The organism is Mycobacterium sp. 4858 (genome assembly GCF_900240975.1).
Lineage (GTDB): Bacteria > Actinomycetota > Actinomycetes > Mycobacteriales > Mycobacteriaceae > Mycobacterium.
On record NZ_LT968776.1, the window covers coordinates 1894491 to 1915010 of the forward strand.

Genomic DNA, 20520 nt, shown 5'->3' on the forward strand with positions numbered 1-20520 from the left:
CCGCCCGCTCGATGGCTCTCTCGGTATTCTGGGTCGGTGCTCCCCCTCGACACGATGGTCGACGAGGACCTGTTCATCTGCCCGCGCTGCGCGAGCGCGGTGCGCTGCGCGGGTGGTCTGTGGCGATGCACCAACGCGTCCTGCCGCTACGCCCAGGAGCCTTTTCCGACGGTCTCGGGGGTACCGGCGCTGGTCGATTTCGAGCACAGCGTGCTCGACGCCGACCGGTTGCGGGCCTCCCAGGGCGCCTCGGTCGTTCGCCGGTCCAAACTCGGCCACGTCCTGAATCGGCTGGTGCACCCGCCCAACGCCACCGCGGGAACCGAGGTGTCCCGGATGCTGCGGCTGCTGCGGGTCGACGCCGCCGCGACCGGGCGGCCGCCCCGAATCCTGGTGATCGGGGGCGCTATCCAGGGCGACGGGCTGGCAGAGCTTTACGCCGATCCCACAGTCGATCTGATCGCCTTCGACATCTACGTCAGCCCCCTGGTGCAATTCGTCGGCGACGGCCATGCGATACCCCTGGCCGACGGCTGCGTCGACGGCGTGGTCATCCAAGCCGTCCTGGAGCACGTACTCGAGCCGACCGTGGTGGCGAAAGAGATCCATCGCGTGCTGCGCAGCGAAGGGATCGTTTACGCCGATTCGCCGTTCCTGCAACAGGTGCACGAGGGGCCTTATGACTTCACCCGTTTCACCGACAGCGGCCACCGGTATGTGTTCCGCGACTTCGAATGCATCGACTCCGGCTGTGTGGCCGGCGCCGGGACGGCGTTACGTTGGTCGCTCGACCATTTCGTGCGCGCCCTGACCCGCTCGATTCGGCTCGGCCGACTCACCTCGCTGTGCTTTTTCTGGCTCAGCCACCTCGACCGCTTCCTGGACCCCAGGCACTCACTCGACGGCGCCAGCAGCGTCTTCTTCCTCGGCCGCAAAAGCTCCGTCCCGATCACCGAAGCCCAGATCATCGACTACTACCAGGGCGGCATGTGAAAATGCCACAACGCCAATGAAGTCCGACGTCGATCAGGTTTGACTCGCGATCCGAGGCTTGATCAGTCGCGCATCGTGAAGACCGCCTTAGGCGCGACCGCGATGTGGATCGTGTGGTTTTCGCGCCGGGAGTGTTTGGTGGCCAATCAGGCTGCCTGGCTTGGTGGCTGACGACCGTCGCCCCGGAGACAGCCGAAATTTGTCGGTGGTCGCTGCGATGATGTGGTTATGTCTTTGACCGCCTCGCCTCCGGCTGCAGTTACCCCTGCCGAGCGCCTGGATGGGTTGTTCGAGGAGTTGGCGGAGTTGGCGGGTCAGCGTAATGCGATTGATGGGCGCATCGTGGAGATCGTCGCTGAGTTGGATCGTGACGAGCTCTGTGGTGTCACGGGTGCGCGGTCGGTGGCGGCGTTGGTGGCCTGGAAGCTGGGCTTGTCGTCGGCGAATGCCCACACGATCAGTACCGTGGCACACCGGCTACAGGAGTTTCCGCGCTGCGCCCAGGGCCTGCGGGAGGGTCGGCTGTCGCTGGATCAGGTCGGGGTCATCGCCGCGCAAGCGGGGGAGGGATCCGATGAGCATACCGCGCAGCTCGCCCAGGTCGCCACGGTCACCCAGCTGCGCACCGCGGTCAAGCTGGAACCGCGACCCGACCCTCAGACTCGGCCGCACCCGCAGCCGGCGATCACCAAGACCGCCGATGAGGAGTTCACCTGCTGGCGCATCAGGCTGCCGCACCTGGACGCGGCGAAGTTCGACGCCGCCTTGGCCTCTCATCGGGATGCGCTGATCGCCGAATGGAAACACGACCGCGACAACGGCCAGGCCGCAGCGCAGATCGCACCGCCGGTGCCGGGCACCGTCGAGGCGTTTCTGCGCCTGGTCGAGACCGGGTGGGATGCCGAGGCGGCCCGCCGGCCGCACGGGCAGCACACCACCGTGGTGGTGCACCTCGACGTCGAGCAGCCCGCCGCCGCGCTGCATCTGGGTCCGCTGCTCACCGAGGATGACCGCCGCTACCTGACCTGCGATGCCACCTGCGAGGTGTGGTTCGAACGTGCCGGCGAGGTCATCGGCGCCGGCCGAACGACGCGCACCATCAGCCGGCGGCTGCGCCGGGCGCTGGAGCATCGCCACCGCATGTGCGCGGTGCCCGGCTGCGGCGCCACCCGCGGCCTGCACGCCCACCACCTCCGGCACTGGGAAGACGGCGGCCCCACCGAGCTGGCCAACCTCGTACTGGTCTGCCCCTATCACCACCGACTGCACCACCGCGGCCTGATCACCCTCACCGGACCCGCCGCCGACCTCACCGTCACCGACAACCGCGGCAGACCACTCAGCGCAGCATCACTCGCGCGCCCACCCACCTGCCCCGGACCCACCGGCGAACGCGCCCAATGGTGGTGGTACGACCCCTTCCAGCCGCAACCACCACCAACACACAACTAATTAGTTAGCAGCATCGTGTCGAAGTTGAAACGGGTTGGGGCATAGAGAATTACGCTTTGGACTGCCCGTTCGTATCGGATCGTTGTCAATCAAGACTCCCGCTGAGGTGCGCACACATTTTGAGCCAACTCGGGTCAGGCCTGAATGGCGACCAGAGACTTGATCAAACCAGCGAATCGTTCGTACCAAATGACAGACGACGGGAAATATCGACGCATCTGAGAAATACCGATCAGGTCAATCTCGTCGACCTGTTCCATCGCCTCTTCGCGAGAATATGTACGAATGTGGCCACGGTTCCAGTGCAGCGATATCTGGACCCGCGCCTCGAAGGGTAACCATTGCATCCCAGGGAAGAGCCAGTGTGGTTCGATCGGGAAATACCGGTATGGCGTCTGCACCCAATGGCGATCGGCGAGCGAGTGGACGTTGTCGGCCAATCGTTGACGACGGGCGTGGCCGCCCACATGTTCGAGCAGTGAATTCGAGTACACCAGATCGAAGTGGTCACTCGCGACCGCGGCGGGCAGGTCGCACGCATCCCCCCGAATCGTGACAAAACCCTCGCCTACCGACTCCTGCGCCAGCAGGTTCACCGTGGTGACCGACTTGGGCTTCACCGGCGCAAGTCGCCATGATTCCGGCGTTCCACCGAGATCCAGCACTCGCATCTCTGAAAGAGCCGGGAACACCTCGACGAGGTGCTGCCATCGTCGAGCCCGGGCACGCCCAGATAGTGATCGCCTTGAATCGACGCCCGTAGCGGCGTCCCGCAACCAATTTGACATCCACCCGACCCTTTGAGGTCAACCGATGACGCGAACTTCACTGCGGCGTTTCGAGTCTCGTGTCGCAGCAAAGTGCCGCGTAGCGAGAGTAATCGGTTCCGCCGATGGCCGCAATAGCGTGGGCGGTCGCGCCCTTTACACCCGTGCGTTCTTTAGAAGCCACGAACGATTTGGCGGGACGGAAAGCGGCAATTATGCGCTTATCTGCGACGCGCATGCCAATTCGTCCCACCGCGGGTGGCGGGATAATTGACTTACGACAATCAGACGCCGAAGACGGCGTAGATGCTGACGGTGGTGAATCTCTCGAGCCGTGGGAAACGCGTGCGTACCTTCTCGAAGACAGGCAGCAACCGCTTGTCGCCACGGTTGTAGCCGATGCGCAGCAGCCGCAGTCCGCTGTCGTCGAACGCGGCCCGGAACTGTTCGGGGGTATTACCGTTGAGGCCGATGTCCAACAGCGAGCTCACCGGATGGCCGTTGTGCCGGGCGGCGGCCGCATAAACCGCACGCCTGGGCAAAACCGCGTGCGCCCAAGGCACTTTCAACCCGGTGCGACCATGGTCGCCGAACGGACTGTAATACAGCGGGCTGAAACCTACGTAGAGAAGCCCCTCCGGTCGGACCAATAGCTCGCCGAGCCTCTTCAGCAACGACGCGACGTCCGGGGCGTGCTCGAAGGTGTCTTTGCACACGATCACGTCGAACGGCCGGTCCACCGCCAGCGACGTCGCATCCACCACTCGAAATTCCAACCGGCTGACCAGATGGGGAAATCGTTGCGCCAGATTACGATTGGCGAACGCGATGAGGTTTTCGTCTAGATCAACGCCTGTCACGCTGGCCCCCGCTTCGGCCATCTCAATCGACAGGGCTCCGTGGCCACAGCCGACATCGAGAACACGTTTGCCGGTCCAGTCTGGGGGTGCGGTCCCCAACCGCCGCCAGAACTCTTTGTTGGACTCCGTTTGCCCCTCGAAAAACTGCAGGGCGGCCTCTTCGCTGTGCGTCAACGCTGCGCTTCCCGTATGTCCGGCGGCAGGGTGCCGACACCCGTCACCGTGGCTGTCATCATCTTCGTACTCCTATGGGATCACCGTCGGGGACCTGATGCAGGCTTTCGCGGCACGTACCGTAAACATTCTTCCGGCTGGGCCGACCGACAGGGCACTTGGGTTTCCGTAAAGCGCGTAATGCGCGTTGTCACCGGGAAAGTACCGGCGGCCTGCTCGCCAGATCGGTCCACAGCCGCGTCAGCTCCTGATACCAGCGGTCCAGGCCGAAATCGCCGGCCCGGTCGCGTGCCGCACTGCCCAGCCGAGCCCGCAGGTTTTCGTCGATCACCAGTGCGCTCAACGCCTCCGCGATCTGACCGGGGCAACCTGGCTGCACGAGCAAGCCGTTAACGCGATCGTTGACCACCTCGCCGATACTCCCCACCATCGTCGTCACCGGCACCAATCCGTACGCCATCGCCTCGAGCAACGCCATCGGCAGACCTTCGTCACGGCTGGGCAGCAGGAAAATATGTGCGCCGCTGAGTAATTCGTCGCAGGCCGCCGGATCAAGCCACTCCACCACGTGAATGGTTCCGCCCAGACCGGTTCCGGCGACGGCCGCGCGCACCGCGCCGAGGTCTCCGTCGCCGGCAAGCGTCACCCGCAGGCGGCTGCGAACCGCCTCGTCGAGAGCGGCCACGGCGGCAATCACGTCATAGCTGCCCTTCCGCACTCCCAGCCGACCGAGCGCGACGGCGTGCACCCGCTCGACACCAGATTGCGTCACCGGAGCGTCCGGAATCCGGACAGCGTTGCGCAACACACTGATCCGTGCGGCCGGCAACCGCAGCCGGGAGGCGTACTCGTCGACATGACGCTCGCCCAACAGCAGCCAGTGATCGGCGACCAGCATCCGCCGCACCGCCGCCTGGCCCAGCGGCGGAAGCCGATCGAACCAACCGCCGAAGTCGTAGCTGTGGGCTTGCACCACCGCCGGAACGCCGGCCAGTCGCGCCACCCACAGCGGCAGCGCTTTGCGGATCACGCTGCCACCGTGCGCCAGGTGGACATGCAGGACGTCGGTGCGCCCACGCAACAGGAGCCACGTGGCGCGCAGCATGCCGCGGATACCGACCACCAGCCGCCGCCACATCGGCGCGTCAATGAACGTCGGCACCGCCGTGATTCGGATCCGCTCGTCGGGATGGGCCGCCATCAGGGCGATCACCGTGGCCATGCCGCCCCGGCTGGTCGGCCCGGCCGGGGCCGGGCCGACCACTAGTACCCGCAGCCGGCCTTCCGCCGGCGCCGGCATGTCACCGACCGACTTCACGCGGGTACACCGGCTGGCACCGGTGCCCGGCTGACGCCCAACTCGCCCACCTCCTGGCCCGCACGTCGCGAACGGGCGAAGCCCATCGTGGATCCCAGCGCCAGACCCAGCGCCAAGGCGTCAACCGGCATCTCCGGCAACGGCCAAACGGCGGAGATGGCGAGCAGGCCTGCACTGACCGCCGCACTGATCTTCGCGGGCGCAGACGACCGGCGCAGCGCGCGGATCAGCGGAGTGAGCGCGAATAGGGCAAACGCTGCCATGCCTACCGCGCCAGACTTGACAAGCCACCAGAGGTAGAAGTTGTGAGAGTAGGTCGGATAGAACTTCATGGTGAAGTCGTTCGGGTCGTCGCCGTACGGCAGCTGATAGGCGTAGCCCAGGCCGTGGCCGAACCAGGGTGCCCGGGCGATCGCGCGGTCGAGGTGTTCCACCTCCCGCAGCCTGTCCAGCGTCGATGTGTCCACGGCAAGCGCACCTGTCGAAACTCCGCTCAGCACCCGGTAATTGAACGCGGCGAACTGATCGGCGAGCCACGCGCCGGTCGACGAGCCCTGCAGCAGAAACAGCGCGGTGGGCGCCATCACCGCAATGACCACCCCGGCGATCGCGGCAAGTGCCGCGGTTCGGCGGAGGGTTGACCAGCTGAAGCTGGCAAACAAAGCGACGACGGCGGCCACCGCAAAAGAGATCAATGGGTTGCGGCTGAATGACAGTAGCGCGATGACCAACGCGGGGGCACCCAGCGTGAAATACGTTGCGGGCCTGACGCGGCCGACGATCGAAGCGGCGACCAGTGCGGTCAGCACGGCGGTAGCCGGTGATTGGGTGGCGATGATGACGCGAAGGGCCTGGCCGGCGCCCGTTCCCATCAGGCTTTCGGCCCGGCCGGCCAGGCGGACGGCATGGAGCGAACCCACGATCGCCATGCCCGCCGAGAACCACAGAATCAACGTCAGCACCCGGATCGATAACTTGACGTAGTCGCCGTAAACGATCAACAAGCCCAGGACGAACCCACCGACCATTTCGAGCAGGGTCTGCGATTCACGGATCACCACCCAGCCGGCATGTCCGGTCGCGAATCCGACAACGGTAAAGAACAGCACCGCCAGCGCGAAAATGCCCGGTACCGCGAAGTTCGAGAACCGCGGCCTCACCACGGGAATCAAGAAGCAGATCGCCAGGACCAACGCCACTTGGTATACGTAGATCACCGCCGGGCCGACAACTTTGCCAACGTGCAAGCTCGCCGGAAGCGCAGCGAACGCCAAGAACAGCGCGACTCCTACCATCGCTTCCGGTTTGGCCCAGTACACGACCAGGCTGAACATTGCGAGGATCAGCATCATGCCCTGGCCGGTACTGCGTACCGCGAAAACGCCGACCGCGAAGCAACCGAACAGGAACACCGCCAGCGGCACTGCGCCAATTGCCAAGCGGAGGCGGCGGCCTCGCACGTAGTGGGTCACGGCGGACCGCCGACCTTTACCCGGTAGTTCCTGGCCGCAGCTCTGACGTGACGGGAAACGCGGGCATCGGTCAGCACGGTGCCGAGGATCGCCGCGCCGGCCGAGCGCAGCGCTGTCAACGCGTCCTCGAGCTCATCGAAAGTCGTTCGGCCCGCCCGCACGACCAACACCGTGGCTTGAACGGCACCGGCCAGCACGGCGCTGTCAGCAGTCGCCAGCACCGGCGGGCCGTCGACGACCGTGCGGTCAAAATGTGACGACAGATCCGTCAGCACTTGGTCGATCGCTGCCGGCTGGTAGGCGCTGCAGGGCGAGATGTCGCGGCGGGAGGATCGCGACGCGAGAATGAAAAGCTTCGGAATCGGGGCCGGCTTCACAGCTTCCAAAGCAGTTTCGGGATTGCCCAGTGCATTGGCCAGTCCCTCCCGCGACTCAACTCTCAGCAGGCCGGCAATCACGGGTCGGCGCGTATCGCCCTCGACCAACAGCACGTCTTCCCCGAGTTCGGCGAGTGACAGCGAGAGGTTCAGCACGGTCGTCGTGGTTCCCTCACCACCGAAGGGCGCCACCACCAGCACCCGGCGGGCATCGGGTCCCATGGCCCTGAGCAGCCGGGTGCGGAAGTCGCGCACTGCGTCATCGAGGGTGACATCGGTGCCGAACCGCGGTGCGCCGCCGCGCTTTCCGGGCAGCTCGGCCAAGGTCGGCAAGCCCGAAAGCTGTTCCAGCTTCCGACGGGTGCGCACTGTGTGATCGCTGGCCTCTCGGGTCAGCGCCACCGCGATGCCAAGAAGGACGCCGGCGACAAGGCCCATCGCCATGTTGCGATCCGGCACCGGCCTGCTTGGACGATCGGGTATCTCGGGCTGCTTCACCACCGTCGCTCGGGCGGTCGGTTTTTGCGTCGGCCTCTGCGGCGCATCCGGGCGTGGCGGAGCCGGATTGGCATCGAGCGTGGGGACCAGCGCCGCGAACGAATCGGCCATCCCCCCGGCGAGTACCGCGGCGCGCTTGGGATCGGTGTCAGTGACGGTGATCGTGAACAGCATGGATTTCGGCGTGTATCTCACCTGGGTTTGGCTCACCACAACGTCCGGGCTGATCGCGAGCTGGAGTTGACTGACCGCGCGCTCGGCCACGGCGCGCCCGCCGGCGATCTCGGCGTAGGACGACAATCGGTCCTGCGCGGCCTGCCCGCCCCAGTACACGTCGGTGACGTCGGTTTCACCGGAGATCGAAATGAGGATCGTGGCCGACGACTGGTACGCCTTGTTCTGAAAGACGGTCACGGCTGCGGCACCGACCAGACACGCGAGCAACGCGCCCAAGACGAGTTTCCAGCGCAGCAGGAGGACCTGAACAAAGGTGCGGAAATCCATCCACTACCCTTTCTCGAACCGGTGTCACAAACAGCGTCGATCCCGTCCGCTCCGCACCCGCCGGGTAAACCGCATGCACATTATGCAGCATCGCCAATGGCGAATTGTCGAAAATTGGATCCCGTTTGCCCAGACCGCCGAAGGTTTTCGGTGCCATAGGATGAATCCCCGAGCTTGTAGACCGGCGTCCATCGCCCGAAGGCGGCGGAGCCGTTGGGACGCCATGTCTTTGACCTTCGCGTGATTTTCGACAGCGCCGCGGTTCCTGACTGCCCTGTGCTTACCGGGGGTTGTCGGCGCGGTTCTTGCCGACGGGGGTGGTCAGGGTGTTGTAGGGGATGTCGATCGTCTCGATCGGATAGGACCCCAGTTCGTCGCGTCCATCGCGGGCCAGATTCATGGGCGGATAGTTCATCACGTAGGAGGCGCCCGGTTTGTGCTGTTGCCAGTCCACGGTGGCGCGCAGCGTGTAGTGCCCCGGCGCCAAGGTCTTCATGTCGACCGACACCGATTCGGTGCGTGATGCCTGGACCGCCATCCCGCCGGGACCTCGGCCAGGAGTAGGGACCAGGGTCTTCAAATCCATCGTTGAGGGCAGCGTCTCGATCAGGTTGCCCCACCAATCCACCAGCAGATAATGGACGACCCAATTCTCGACCGTGGCGGCGGCGCCGTAGTTGGTCCAGGTGAGCGGGATCTGAGCGACCCCGTTGAGGATCGACTCCGATCCGGCCAGCACCTGCACCGAGTAGCGGTAACCAGAGAACGCGTTGGCCTTCGCCCACAGCACATACAAAACCGGCAGCATCGGCGTCGTCGCCAGCCAGTCCGGGAAATTGAAGCTCGACGTCATCGACACGTGATAGGTGACCACGTCATGCAGGGCGGCTTCGTAGTAGGTCTGCGGGTCGGATTCGTAGGGCAACTGGCACCATTCGGTGACCACCAGCGTCGAGGCCAGCCGGTCTTTGATCTGGTTGACCAGCGGGTCGTTCTTCTGGACGTAATACGACTCTTTCAAGTCCGCCCAAGCGGGCAACATCGGGTAGACACCAAGACAATCCGAGCGGACGCCCACCGGCGCGGACAGTTTCTTGGTGACCTCGTCGGTGAACAGCTGGCGCACGATCTCCGGATTGGGCACGGTGACCACCAACCGGGTATTAGGGAACGCGTTCACATTGGCCGCCACCAGCCGGCGAATGGAATCGGCGGTGATGCTCTGATCACGCCACTGGCTGTAATACCCCAGCTTCGCCACACTTTCCTCCGGCGCCGGTCCCGGCGCCCCCAGCCAGTCCCGCAGATAGGCGATGTGGTTCTCGCTGAAATCCCCGTACCCGGAGAACTCGAACACGCTCAGCCGCTCATCACGGTCATAACGACGCCCGAGCGCGGCGAGCAACTGAGAAAACGCATCCAGATAGCCGGGATCGTTCCAATTGGGCACCACCTGCGTCGCCGAGCCCGCGAGGGTGTTCGACCGCCCGGGATAGCTGGTGGTGGCACCGGGCCTGGCCGCCAGCCAATCCGGAACCTCGATGTTGTTGCCGTACGGGTAGGAGCCATCACCCGAAGAGTTGTAGGCATACACCCGCAGCATCAACCGCATATTGCGGATCGCCAACTGCCGCAGCGCGGTATCGATCACCCCGAAATCGAACTTACGTTCATCGGGGGCATCGGCCGGCAACGTACGCGGATCAATGGGCTGCAACTGCCGCCACGAAACCCGCAAACTGGCGTCGTTGGACCCATGCCACCCCGTATACCGACCCTGCGCCGGATTACCCTGCGGAAACAACGGCTGCAACAGACCCTCATACTGCCCACGCAACGGATTAGGGATTTGCTGAACATCGGCCAAGATCGGCGGAATAACCAAGGCGGTCAGCACCGCGGTGTCGCTCGGAGCAGCCCGTGCGGCCGGCGCCAGCGCGGCGCACGCGGCCACGGACACAGCCACGGCCACCACCGTTATCTTCGAACAACGACCCATCATCCCCAGTATGGAGCGCGCGACCAGGCTTGACTCACGTTTTCGGGGTCGTGCAGTGGGTGCAGCTGACCTCGCTCGCTGGCCCTGTGCTTACCGGGGGTTGTCGGCGCGGTTCTTGCCGACGGGGGTGGTCAGGGTGTTGTAGGGGATGTCGATCGTCTCGATCGGATAGGACCCCAGTTCGTCGCGTCCATCGCGGGCCAGATTCATGGGCGGATAGTTCATCACGTAGGAGGCGCCCGGTTTGTGCTGTTGCCAGTCCACGGTGGCGCGCAGCGTGTAGTGCCCCGGCGCCAAGGTCTTCATGTCGACCGACACCGATTCGGTGCGTGATGCCTGGACCGCCATCCCGCCGGGACCTCGGCCAGGAGTAGGGACCAGGGTCTTCAAATCCATCGTTGAGGGCAGCGTCTCGATCAGGTTGCCCCACCAATCCACCAGCAGATAATGGACGACCCAATTCTCGACCGTGGCGGCGGCGCCGTAGTTGGTCCAGGTGAGCGGGATCTGAGCGACCCCGTTGAGGATCGACTCCGATCCGGCCAGCACCTGCACCGAGTAGCGGTAACCAGAGAACGCGTTGGCCTTCGCCCACAGCACATACAAAACCGGCAGCATCGGCGTCGTCGCCAGCCAGTCCGGGAAATTGAAGCTCGACGTCATCGACACGTGATAGGTGACCACGTCATGCAGGGCGGCTTCGTAGTAGGTCTGCGGGTCGGATTCGTAGGGCAACTGGCACCATTCGGTGACCACCAGCGTCGAGGCCAGCCGGTCTTTGATCTGGTTGACCAGCGGGTCGTTCTTCTGGACGTAATACGACTCTTTCAAGTCCGCCCAAGCGGGCAACATCGGGTAGACACCAAGACAATCCGAGCGGACGCCCACCGGCGCGGACAGTTTCTTGGTGACCTCGTCGGTGAACAGCTGGCGCACGATCTCCGGATTGGGCACGGTGACCACCAACCGGGTATTAGGGAACGCGTTCACATTGGCCGCCACCAGCCGGCGAATGGAATCGGCGGTGATGCTCTGATCACGCCACTGGCTGTAATACCCCAGCTTCGCCACACTTTCCTCCGGCGCCGGTCCCGGCGCCCCCAGCCAGTCCCGCAGATAGGCGATGTGGTTCTCGCTGAAATCCCCGTACCCGGAGAACTCGAACACGCTCAGCCGCTCATCACGGTCATAACGACGCCCGAGCGCGGCGAGCAACTGAGAAAACGCATCCAGATAGCCGGGATCGTTCCAATTGGGCACCACCTGCGTCGCCGAGCCCGCGAGGGTGTTCGACCGCCCGGGATAGCTGGTGGTGGCACCGGGCCTGGCCGCCAGCCAATCCGGAACCTCGATGTTGTTGCCGTACGGGTAGGAGCCATCACCCGAAGAGTTGTAGGCATACACCCGCAGCATCAACCGCATATTGCGGATCGCCAACTGCCGCAGCGCGGTATCGATCACCCCGAAATCGAACTTACGTTCATCGGGGGCATCGGCCGGCAACGTACGCGGATCAATGGGCTGCAACTGCCGCCACGAAACCCGCAAACTGGCGTCGTTGGACCCATGCCACCCCGTATACCGACCCTGCGCCGGATTACCCTGCGGAAACAACGGCTGCAACAGACCCTCATACTGCCCACGCAACGGATTAGGGATTTGCTGAACATCGGCCAAGATCGGCGGAATAACCAAGGCGGTCAGCGGGGAGGTGCCGGAGGGGCGATCCCATCCGGACATCACCAGTGCGGCGCACGCGACCCCAACGAGCACCTGTTTTGACCGACGAACCATCGTCTACAGTATGGGACTTGCGGTTTGCCGTGGTTGACGTTTCGCACGCCGAGATTGTCGGCGGCCGGCCATACCTGCCGCGCCATGAAAGTTGCGCGGCGGTGTGGCGAATCGGACGCATTCGCGACATCGGAAGCGTTCGCGGGCACGACTCGGCGACTATGCTGAGAGCTCGGCAACAGGCCGCTGGAAGGCATGACAGATGCCCGTCGCACACTCAGCCAAACAATGGCTCGCCCCCGCGGCAAAGTCGGTCGCACCACGCCTGTTCTGGCGGCGCAGATACCGCATCCTGCAGCGCCTCGGTGAATCCCGCCCGGACGTGCAACTGGCGGCATCTCTGTGCGATCCGACGCGGGTTTCACTGGACATCGGAGCCGATGTCGGCGAGTTCACGATCGCGATGTTGCCATCTTCGCAATCGGTCATCGCTTTCGAACCCAGGCCGGCCCAGGCCCGCGATCTGGCGGCGATGTTCAACGCGGTCGGCGTCGCGGCGCGGGTGGAGGCGGTGGCGCTGTCGGACAAGCCCGGCGCGGCGGCCATGCGGATCGTCGAGGCGGAACCGGGCCGCAGCACGATCGATACCGGCAACGTGCTAGGCGATGTGAGCGCCGGCCGGGTGCACAGCATCGACGTGCCGGTCAAGCGCCTCGACGATCTGCACCTGGACAATGTCGGGCTGATCAAGATCGATGTCGAAGGCCACGAACTGGCCGTGTTGCGCGGCGCCCAGGACACCCTCACGCGCAACCGGCCGGCGGTTCTCGTGGAAGCCGAGGAGCGCCATCACCCCAACGCCGTGTTGGAGATCACCGCGTTGTTGACCGGCCTGGGCTACGCGGGCTATTTCGACCTCGGCGGCGCTCGAATACCGGTCGAACAGTTCGACGCGACCAAACATCAGAATCCGGCGAACATCGGCGGCGCCGAGGATGGGTGGGCGGCGCGCGGCGTCTACGTCAACAATTTCGTCTTCGTTCCTAACGAGGCTTGAGGCCGTGCGGTCAAACCGGCGTGAGCGCCTTCAGAACTGCAGCGCGCTGAATCGCCAGTCCAGCACCGCGCGGTCCGCCTCGCCCGCCCCGTCGCCGACTGCGTAGACCAGCGACCGTAGCCGCAGCACGCCGCCCTGGCCGGCCGGCTCCACGGACTCGACGTGCAACTCGCTGTACAGGGTGTCGCCTTCGTGGACGGGCCCGGTGTGATCGCAGGACTCCCAGCCCAGCACCGTCACCAGGTTGGGCAGCAGCCTGCTCGCCTGCGCCAGAGCCAGCCCGATGGTGTGCCCGCCGTACACCAGCCGTCGGCCTGCCACCCGCGAATCATGGTGTGTGGCGGCGATGTTCAGGGTGAGCCGGGCGAGCTCCGGCGCACCGCTGACCACGTCGCCTGTGCTGTGCAGCACGGCACCGGCCAGCCCCGGGTCGAAGTGCGGGCCGGGCACCCTGGAGCGGAACACTTCACCGTCCCACTGCGCGGCCGGATCGGTGGCGGGGCCCGGCACGTCGGCGCCGACGGTGGACAGATCGTCCCCCGGTGCGTCATCGGGCTGCCAATCCGGGCTGGCCGGCAGCATGCCGCACCGGTAGAAGTCGAGCACCAACCGGTCGTCCTGGTCGACGGTGGTCATTCGCAGCGCCGCCAGGCCGGTCGGCGCCCGGCCCGGCTTGAGCGAGTTCGCGCGCAGCCCAACCACTTCCGTGCGGGTGTAGAGGGAATCGCCGATGACGGGGAAGCGGTGGAAGGTGAGTCCGCGGTAGAACAGGTTGGCCTTGACCCGCTGGGTGGCCAGTGTCGATTGCCCGATCGCCACGTCGCAGACCAGCGCCGGATGCGCGAGCGGGGCGGGCAGGCCAGTCACGGCCGCGCACAGGCCGGCGTCCAGCGCGAGCCGCAGCCGGTCCCCCACGATCGCCTGGTGGGCGGCGGCCAATCCCGACGACAGGGTCGCCGCGGGCGCCCAGTCGAAGACCTGGCCGACCGCGAGATCGTCGAAGTACGGCCCGCCGGCACGGATTCCCGCGTACCCGTCACTAGTCACAACGCCACATGCTGGCAGGCTGTGGAATCGGTGGGCGAAGCGGGTCGCCACCATCAAGCCGGAGGATGCGCGCAGGTGAACGACGAAGAAGAGATGCTGGTGGCCACGGTGCGGGCGTTCATCGACCGCGACGTCAAGCCCACCGTCCGCGAGGTCGAGCACGCCAACACCTATCCCGAGGCGTGGATCGAGCAGATGAAGCGAATCGGCATCTACGGCCTGGCGATTCCCGAGGAATACGGGGGGTCGCCGGTGTCCATGCCGTGCTACGTCCGGGTCACCGAGGAGCTGGCGCGCGGGTGGATGAGCCTGGCCGGCGCGATGGGCGGGCACACCGTGGTGGCCAAGCTGCTGACGCTGTTCGGGACCGAGGAGCAGAAGCGGACCTACCTGCCGGCGATGGCCACCGGCGAGCTGCGCGCCACCATGGCGCTGACGGAACCGGGTGGCGGCTCGGACCTGCAGAACATGACGACGACGGCCTTGCCCGTTAAGGGCGCGGACGGCACCCCCGGCGGCCTGCGGATCAACGGCGCCAAGACGTGGATCAGCAACGCGCGGCGGTCCGGGCTGATCGCGCTGCTGTGCAAGACCGATCCGAACGCCACACCGCGGCACCGGGGCATCTCGATCGTGCTCGTCCAGCCGGGTCCCGGCCTGACGGTATCGCGGGACCTGCCGAAGCTGGGCTACAAGGGCGTCGAGTCCTGCGAGCTGTCCTTCGACGACTTCTGTGCGCCCCAGTCGGCGGTGCTGGGCGGCCGCATGGGCGAAGGCTTTTCGCAAATGATGAAGGGGCTCGAGACCGGGCGCATCCAGGTGGCTGCCCGCGCCCTGGGCGTGGCCACGGCGGCACTCGAGGACGCGCTGGCCTATGCGCAGCAACGGGAGAGCTTCGGCCAACCGATCTGGAAGCACCAGTCGGTCGGCAACTACCTGGCCGACATGGCCACCAAACTGACCGCAGCCCGGCAGCTCACCCGCTACGCCGCCGAACGCTACGACAGTGGCGAACGCTGCGACATGGAGGCCGGCATGGCCAAGCTGTTCGCCTCCGAGGTGGCGATGGAGATCGCCCTGAACGCCGTGCGGATTCACGGCGGTTACGGCTACTCGTGCGAATACGACGTGGAGCGCTACTTCCGTGACGCCCCCCTGATGATTGTCGGCGAGGGCACCAATGAGATTCAGCGCAACGTGATCGCCGGGCAACTGGTCGCGCGGGGTGGTATCTGAGCGCGAGCACGAATGTGCGGGCTTGACGCCGACGGGTCCTGTATCCTTGCCTGACTTCTCCCACCAGCAAAGCGGCGCGGGAGCAAAAGTTACTGCAACGAAAGAAAGTCGGCTGCCATGAGTTATCCCCCAGGGCCGCATGAAGGCTCGCCGGAATGGCAGGGTCAGCCGCCGGAATGGCAGGGCCAACCGCCGGCTTGGCAGGGCCAACCGCCGGCTTGGCAGGGCCAGCCCCCGGGCTGGCCGGGTCAGCAACCGGGTTGGCCGCCGCCCCAGCCGGGCTGGCCGGGCCAGCCGGAACCCGAGAACTACCTCGTCTGGGCCATCCTGTGCACCGTGCTGTGCTGTCTGCCGCTCGGGATCGTCTCGATCGTCTACTCCACCAAGGTGTCCGGGCTGTGGGCCCAGGGCCGATACGCCGAGGCCCAGGAGGCGGCCAACAACGCCAAGAAGTGGGCCATCATCGGCGCCATTGTCGGGGCCGTCTTCGCCGTCATCCTCGTGCTCGTCTACGTTGCCATCGGCGTCTTCGCCGTCTCCCACCTGCCGTCGACCACGACCACCACGTATTCGGGCTTCTGACAACGCTTTAGGCCCTTTCAGTCGCGGATCGCGTCGACCAGTCCCCAGGCCAGCGCGGTGTCGGCGCCGATGGTGCGGCCCGACAACACGAGATAGGCGGTGCGCCACCGGCCGATCCGGCGGGTGACGCTGAGCGTTCCGCCGGCGCCGGGGATCAGCCCCAGCTGCAATTCGGGCAGCCCGAAAACCGAATCGTCGCGCGCGCCCACCCATCCGCAGAACGCCGCCATCTCGAGCCCGCTGCCCAGCACCCGGCCGTGCACCTCCGCCCTGCAGGCGGGTCCGAGCCGGGCGGTGAGCGCGTCGAGGGCCAGGGCGGGGCTGTGCCGGGTGCGCGCCAGGTGCGCGCTCGCCGGGTCGGCGAAGGTGCCGAATTCGGCGAGGTCTCCGCCGCTGCAGAACGACGGACCGTTGCCGCTCAACGCGATCCCGGTCACCGACGGGTCCAGTTGCGCGACGGCCAGCGCCTCCAGCAGGGCGGCCCGCGCGTCGGTGGAGAACGCGTTGTGGCGTTGCGGCCGGTTGAACGCGATACGCAGCGTGTCGCCGTCGCGTTCGGCCCGCACCGGATCGACGATGTCGGGCATCCGGGCCGGGCCGCGCTCGGTCAGCCAGCGCGCGAATTCCGGGCCGGCCTGCAGGGTCGAGTACGCCAGCGACTCGGTCACCACCGCGGTCAGCGCCGGGCCGTCCGGATCGACCGCGCGCAACACGTCGTCGCAGACGCTACTGGCGTGCGGCCAGCGCCGACAGCGCTCGGTCAGCTCGGCCAGGGCGTCGGGGACCGACCGCACGGTGATGACCTTGCGATCGGCGCACTCATCCTCAGTAAGGGTGAAAGTCGCTTCCTGAAGCCAGGATTCGCCCGCGGCGATGTCGGCGGCGGAGCCGTAGGCGACGACGACGCCCGGCGGCGAGGCCGAACCGGGATCCGGTCGGCTGCAGATCGGGACCACCCGGAGCATGGGTCACACCGAGTATTTCTCGATCAGCCCGTTCTTGTAGAGCTTGCCGGTGTCGGTGCGCGGCAGCTGCGCCTCGAACGCGATCGACCGCGGACACTTGTAGTGCGCCAGGCGATCCCGTAGCCAGGTCAGCAGCTCGTCGGCGAACTCGTCGGTGGCGTCGGCGGGGTCGACGGTCTGCACGGCCGCCAGCACGCGTTGCCCCATCTCGTCATCGGGGACGCCGAAGACGGCCGCGTCCAACACCTTCGGGTGGGTGACCAGAAGGTTCTCGGTCTCCTGCGGGTAGATGTTCACCCCACCCGAGATGATCATGTGATGGCGGCGGTCGGTCAGGTACAGGTAGCCCTCGTCGTCCACATAACCGACGTCGCCGACGGTCACCCACCCGTGCGTGTCGCGGGACGCGGCGGTCTTCGCCTCGTCGTTGAGGTACTCGAAGGAATAGCCGCCGGCGAAATAGATTTCGCCGGCCTGGCCGGGCGGCAGCTCGTCACCGTTCTCGTCGAGGATGTGGATCTCGCAGGCCATCGGCTTGCCGACCGAGCCCGGGTGCGCCAGCCACTCCTCGGCGCTGATCAGGGTCGAGCCGATCGCCTCGGAGGAGGCGTAGTACTCGTCGATGATCGGCCCCCACCAGTCCATCATCTGCTTCTTGATCTCCACCGGGCACGGCGCCGCCGCGTGCATCACCCGCTGCAGGCTGGACAGGTCGTACGAATTACGCACGGTTTCAGGCAGTTTCAGCATCCGGGTGAACATGGCCGGGACGAACTGGCCGTGCGTGACGCGGTAGCGCTCGATGGCGTCCAGGCAGCCTTCGGGATCGAACTTCTCCAGCACCACCGTGGTGATCCCGCCGGCCTGCGCGCTCATCGACCACACCGACGGGGCGGTGTGGTACAGCGGGGCGGGGCTCAGATAGACCGAATCGGGGTTCATCCAGAAACTGACCAGGGCCGACATCATGCCCGGCGCCTCGGCCGGCGGCACGTGCGGCAATGCGCGCTTGATGCCCTTGGGCCGGCCGGTGGTCCCCGACGAATACTGCAGCAGGTCGCCTTCGAGCTCGTCGTCGATCGGGGTGTCCGGCTCGGCGGCAACGCATTCGGGGTAGCGCTGCCAGCCGTCTAATTCGTCGTCTGCGATCATCCGCAGTTCGGGCAGGCCGCCCGGCAGGTGCTCGGCCAGGTTCTCGCAGGTTTTGCGCAGCGCCGCCGACCCGATGATCGCCCTGGCGGCGCTGTTGTCCACGATGTAGGCGGCCTCGGCCGGGGTCAAGTGGGTGTTGATCGGCACGTAGTACAGGCCGCTGCGGCGTGCCGCCCACATGACCGCGTGCATGTGCTCGTTGTTCTCCATGAGGACGGCGACGACGTCGCCCTCGGTGAGGCCCGCGCGCCGGAAATGGTGCGCCAGCCGGTTGGCCCGCGCCTCCAGCTCATCGAAGGTGACGACGGTGCCGGACGGGTGAAGAATGACGGCGGGCTTATCGGCGCCGCAATGCTCGCGAATCTGCATGCGCAGACTGTACCGCCGAAAAACTTGACGGGTGTCAAGTGGTCACGGTGCCGGTCGCGCCGCGCCGAGGGGCCGGTGGCTAGCCCGACCTAGTCGGCGTCGCCCAGCCGCTGCTTGAGCGCCTCGAACTCGTCCTTCACGCCGGTCGGGAGCCGCTCGCCGATGAACTCGAACCACTCCTCGATCGACGGGAGCTCCTTGCGCCACTCGTCGGCACGGACGGCCAACGCCTGGGTCACGGCGTCGCTGCCGACGTCGAGCCCGTCCAGGTCGAGGTCGCCGGCGGTCGGCACGATGCCGATCGGGGTGTCCTGGCCGCCGGCCCGGTGCTCGATGCGGTCGACGATCCACTTCAGCACCCGGCTGTTCTCGCCGAAGCCCGGCCACAGGAAGTCGCCGTCCGCGTCGCGGCGGAACCAGTTGACGAAGAACACCTGCGGCAGCTTGGACTCGTCGGAGTTCTTGCCCAGGTCCAGCCAGTGCTGGAAGTAGTCGCCGACGTGGTAGCCCAGGAACGGCAGCATGGCCATCGGGTCGCGGCGCACGGTGCCCACCTTGCCCTCGGCGGCGGCGGTCTGCTCGCTGCCCATGGTGGCCCCCATGAACACGCCGTGCTGCCAGTTGCGGGCCTGAGTCACCAGCGGCACCGTGGTCTTGCGACGCGCGCCGAACAGGATGCCCGAGATCGGCACGCCCTGCGGGTCGTCCCACTCCGGCGCCAGGATCGGGCACTGCGACATCGGCGTGCAGTAGCGCGAATTCGGGTGCGCGGCAGTGGTTTCCGTCTCACGGAAGTACCAGTCGTTGCCCTTCCAGTCGATCAGGTGCTCGGGGCTGCCCTCCAGGCCCTCCCACCACACCTCGTCCTCGTCGGTGAGCGCGACGTTGGTGAAGACGGTGTTGCCGGCCTCGATGGTGCGCATGGCGTTGGGGTTGGACTTCCAGTTGGTGCCCGGGGCGACACCGAAGAACCCGAACTCGGGGTTGACGGCGTACAGGCGGCCGTCCTTGCCGAACCGCAGCCAGGCGATGTCGTCACCGAGCGTCTCGGCACGCCAGCCGGGGATGGTCGGCTGCAGCATGGCCAGGTTCGTCTTGCCGCACGCCGACGGGAACGCCGCGGCGAAGTAGTAGGCCTTGTTCTCCGGGGAGATGAGCTTGAGGATCAGCATGTGCTCGGCCAGCCAGCCCTCGTCGTGGGCCATGGCCGACGCGATGCGCAGCGAGTAGCACTTCTTGCCCAGCAGGGCGTTGCCGCCGTAGCCGGACCCGTAGCTCATGATCTCGCGGGTCTCGGGGAAGTGGGTGATGTACTTCGTGTCACTGCACGGCCACGGCACGTCTTCTTGGCCCGGCTCCAGCGGCGCGCCGACGGAGTGCAGGGCCTTGACGAAGAACCCGTCGTCGCCCAGCTTCTCCAGCGCGGCCTTGCCCATCCGGGTCATCACCTTCATCGAGACGACGACGTATTCGGAGTCGGTGATCTCCACGCCCAGCTTGGGGTCCTCGGCGCCGAGCGGGCCCATGCAGAACGGCACCACGTACATGGTGCGCCCGCGCATGCAGCCGCGGTACAGGTCGGTCAGGGTGGACCGCATCTCGGCGGGGTCCATCCAGTTGTTGGTCGGCCCGGCGTCTTCCTTGCGTTCGGAGCAGATGAAGGTGCGGGACTCGACGCGGGCCACGTCGGAAGGGTCGGACAGCGCCAGGAAGGAGTTGGGGTGGTTGTGCGGGTTCAGCCGCTTGAAGGTGCCCGCCTCGACGAGCTGATCCGTCAGCCGCTGCCACTCCTCGTCGGAACCGTCGGCGAAGACCACCCGCTCGGGCTGGGTGAGCTCGGCGACCTCCTGCACCCACGACAGCAGCCCTTGATGTTTAGTGGGCGCGGTATCCAAACCGGGAATGGTCGCTGAGGTCATCGAAGTCTCCTGAATTCTTCGTCGTACTCGGGCTTCTTTGGGTGC

Annotated in this window: 16 protein-coding genes; 5 read left to right on the plus strand and 11 right to left on the minus strand. The window is 66.1% G+C overall.

Going from position 1 to position 20520, the window contains the following annotated elements; translation table 11 throughout:
- Nucleotides 1-36 precede the first annotated feature (36 nt).
- Both C1737_RS17435 and C1737_RS17440 read left to right on the plus strand, forming a co-directional pair.
- Nucleotides 37-993, plus strand: coding sequence for a class I SAM-dependent methyltransferase (locus tag C1737_RS17435; RefSeq protein WP_142393470.1), 957 nt, complete (start codon nt 37-39; stop codon nt 991-993).
- Between the two features lie 228 nt (nt 994-1221).
- Complete coding sequence (locus C1737_RS17440) at nt 1222-2445, plus strand: HNH endonuclease signature motif containing protein (protein ID WP_102419012.1); 1224 nt, start codon at nt 1222-1224, stop codon at nt 2443-2445.
- 134 nt (nt 2446-2579) lie between these two features.
- On the opposite strand, the gene C1737_RS17445 is transcribed toward C1737_RS17440, so the two are convergent.
- From C1737_RS17445 to C1737_RS17475, 7 genes are all read right to left on the minus strand, one after another.
- On the minus strand, nt 2580-3233 hold the full coding sequence (locus C1737_RS17445) for a class I SAM-dependent methyltransferase (RefSeq protein WP_102419013.1): 654 nt from the start codon (nt 3231-3233) through the stop codon (nt 2580-2582).
- A gap of 263 nt (nt 3234-3496) precedes the next feature.
- Entirely contained in the window at nt 3497-4246 is a 750-nt protein-coding gene (locus C1737_RS17450; protein WP_102419014.1) for a bifunctional 2-polyprenyl-6-hydroxyphenol methylase/3-demethylubiquinol 3-O-methyltransferase UbiG, read from the minus strand.
- A gap of 190 nt (nt 4247-4436) precedes the next feature.
- A complete protein-coding gene (locus tag C1737_RS17455; RefSeq protein WP_102419015.1) occupies nt 4437-5564 on the minus strand; it encodes a glycosyltransferase family 4 protein in 1128 nt (375 codons plus the stop codon).
- On the minus strand, nt 5561-7036 hold the full coding sequence (locus C1737_RS17460; protein ID WP_102419016.1) for an O-antigen ligase: 1476 nt from the start codon (nt 7034-7036) through the stop codon (nt 5561-5563). The genes C1737_RS17455 and C1737_RS17460 overlap by 4 nt, the downstream gene beginning before the upstream one ends.
- Entirely contained in the window at nt 7033-8415 is a 1383-nt protein-coding gene (locus C1737_RS17465) for a polysaccharide biosynthesis tyrosine autokinase (RefSeq protein WP_102419017.1), read from the minus strand. Before C1737_RS17465 ends, C1737_RS17460 begins: the two co-directional genes overlap by 4 nt.
- Before the next feature lie 280 nt (nt 8416-8695).
- Nucleotides 8696-10417 (minus strand): hypothetical protein, encoded by a 1722-nt coding sequence (locus tag C1737_RS17470; protein ID WP_102419018.1) that lies wholly within the window; start codon nt 10415-10417, stop codon nt 8696-8698.
- Between the two features lie 87 nt (nt 10418-10504).
- Nucleotides 10505-12208: a hypothetical protein gene (locus C1737_RS17475; RefSeq protein WP_102419019.1), complete on the minus strand. Its 1704-nt coding sequence runs from the start codon at nt 12206-12208 to the stop codon at nt 10505-10507.
- Nucleotides 12209-12410: 202 nt separating this feature from the next.
- Between C1737_RS17475 and C1737_RS17480 the strand changes: the two genes are divergently transcribed.
- Entirely contained in the window at nt 12411-13205 is a 795-nt protein-coding gene (locus tag C1737_RS17480; RefSeq protein WP_102419020.1) for an FkbM family methyltransferase, read from the plus strand.
- A gap of 30 nt (nt 13206-13235) precedes the next feature.
- Here C1737_RS17480 and C1737_RS17485 read toward each other — a convergent pair whose 3' ends face one another.
- Nucleotides 13236-14252, minus strand: coding sequence for a MaoC family dehydratase (locus tag C1737_RS17485; protein ID WP_233214781.1), 1017 nt, complete (start codon nt 14250-14252; stop codon nt 13236-13238).
- A 75-nt stretch (nt 14253-14327) separates the two neighbouring features.
- On the opposite strand from C1737_RS17485, the gene C1737_RS17490 reads away from it, so the two are divergent.
- Complete coding sequence (locus C1737_RS17490; RefSeq protein ID WP_199182867.1) at nt 14328-15488, plus strand: acyl-CoA dehydrogenase family protein; 1161 nt, start codon at nt 14328-14330, stop codon at nt 15486-15488.
- A 117-nt stretch (nt 15489-15605) separates the two neighbouring features.
- On the plus strand, nt 15606-16070 hold the full coding sequence (locus tag C1737_RS17495) for a CD225/dispanin family protein (RefSeq protein WP_102419022.1): 465 nt from the start codon (nt 15606-15608) through the stop codon (nt 16068-16070).
- 17 nt (nt 16071-16087) lie between these two features.
- Here C1737_RS17495 and C1737_RS17500 read toward each other — a convergent pair whose 3' ends face one another.
- From C1737_RS17500 to C1737_RS17510, 3 genes are all read right to left on the minus strand, one after another.
- A complete protein-coding gene (locus C1737_RS17500) occupies nt 16088-17035 on the minus strand; it encodes an enoyl-CoA hydratase/isomerase family protein (protein ID WP_102419023.1) in 948 nt (315 codons plus the stop codon).
- A 3-nt stretch (nt 17036-17038) separates the two neighbouring features.
- A complete protein-coding gene (gene fadD4, locus C1737_RS17505; protein ID WP_102419024.1) occupies nt 17039-18556 on the minus strand; it encodes a fatty-acid--CoA ligase FadD4 in 1518 nt (505 codons plus the stop codon).
- 89 nt (nt 18557-18645) lie between these two features.
- Nucleotides 18646-20475 carry a phosphoenolpyruvate carboxykinase (GTP) gene (locus tag C1737_RS17510; protein ID WP_102419025.1) on the minus strand — a complete coding sequence of 610 codons (1830 nt, stop codon included), beginning with the start codon at nt 20473-20475 and terminating at the stop codon, nt 18646-18648.
- Nucleotides 20476-20520 lie beyond the last annotated feature (45 nt).

Coding starts and splice junctions, on each gene's coding strand:
- C1737_RS17440 (WP_102419012.1), top strand. CDS start 1,222: ATGTCTTTGACCGCCTCGCCTCCGGCTGCAGTTACCCCTGCCGAGCGC.
- C1737_RS17445 (WP_102419013.1), bottom strand. CDS start 3,233: ATGTCAAATTGGTTGCGGGACGCCGCTACGGGCGTCGATTCAAGGCGA.
- C1737_RS17465 (WP_102419017.1), bottom strand. CDS start 8,415: ATGGATTTCCGCACCTTTGTTCAGGTCCTCCTGCTGCGCTGGAAACTC.
- C1737_RS17470 (WP_102419018.1), bottom strand. CDS start 10,417: ATGATGGGTCGTTGTTCGAAGATAACGGTGGTGGCCGTGGCTGTGTCC.
- C1737_RS17475 (WP_102419019.1), bottom strand. CDS start 12,208: ATGGTTCGTCGGTCAAAACAGGTGCTCGTTGGGGTCGCGTGCGCCGCA.
- C1737_RS17480 (WP_102419020.1), top strand. CDS start 12,411: ATGCCCGTCGCACACTCAGCCAAACAATGGCTCGCCCCCGCGGCAAAG.
- C1737_RS17495 (WP_102419022.1), top strand. CDS start 15,606: ATGAGTTATCCCCCAGGGCCGCATGAAGGCTCGCCGGAATGGCAGGGT.
- C1737_RS17500 (WP_102419023.1), bottom strand. CDS start 17,035: ATGCTCCGGGTGGTCCCGATCTGCAGCCGACCGGATCCCGGTTCGGCC.
- fadD4 (WP_102419024.1), bottom strand. CDS start 18,556: ATGCAGATTCGCGAGCATTGCGGCGCCGATAAGCCCGCCGTCATTCTT.
- C1737_RS17510 (WP_102419025.1), bottom strand. CDS start 20,475: ATGACCTCAGCGACCATTCCCGGTTTGGATACCGCGCCCACTAAACAT.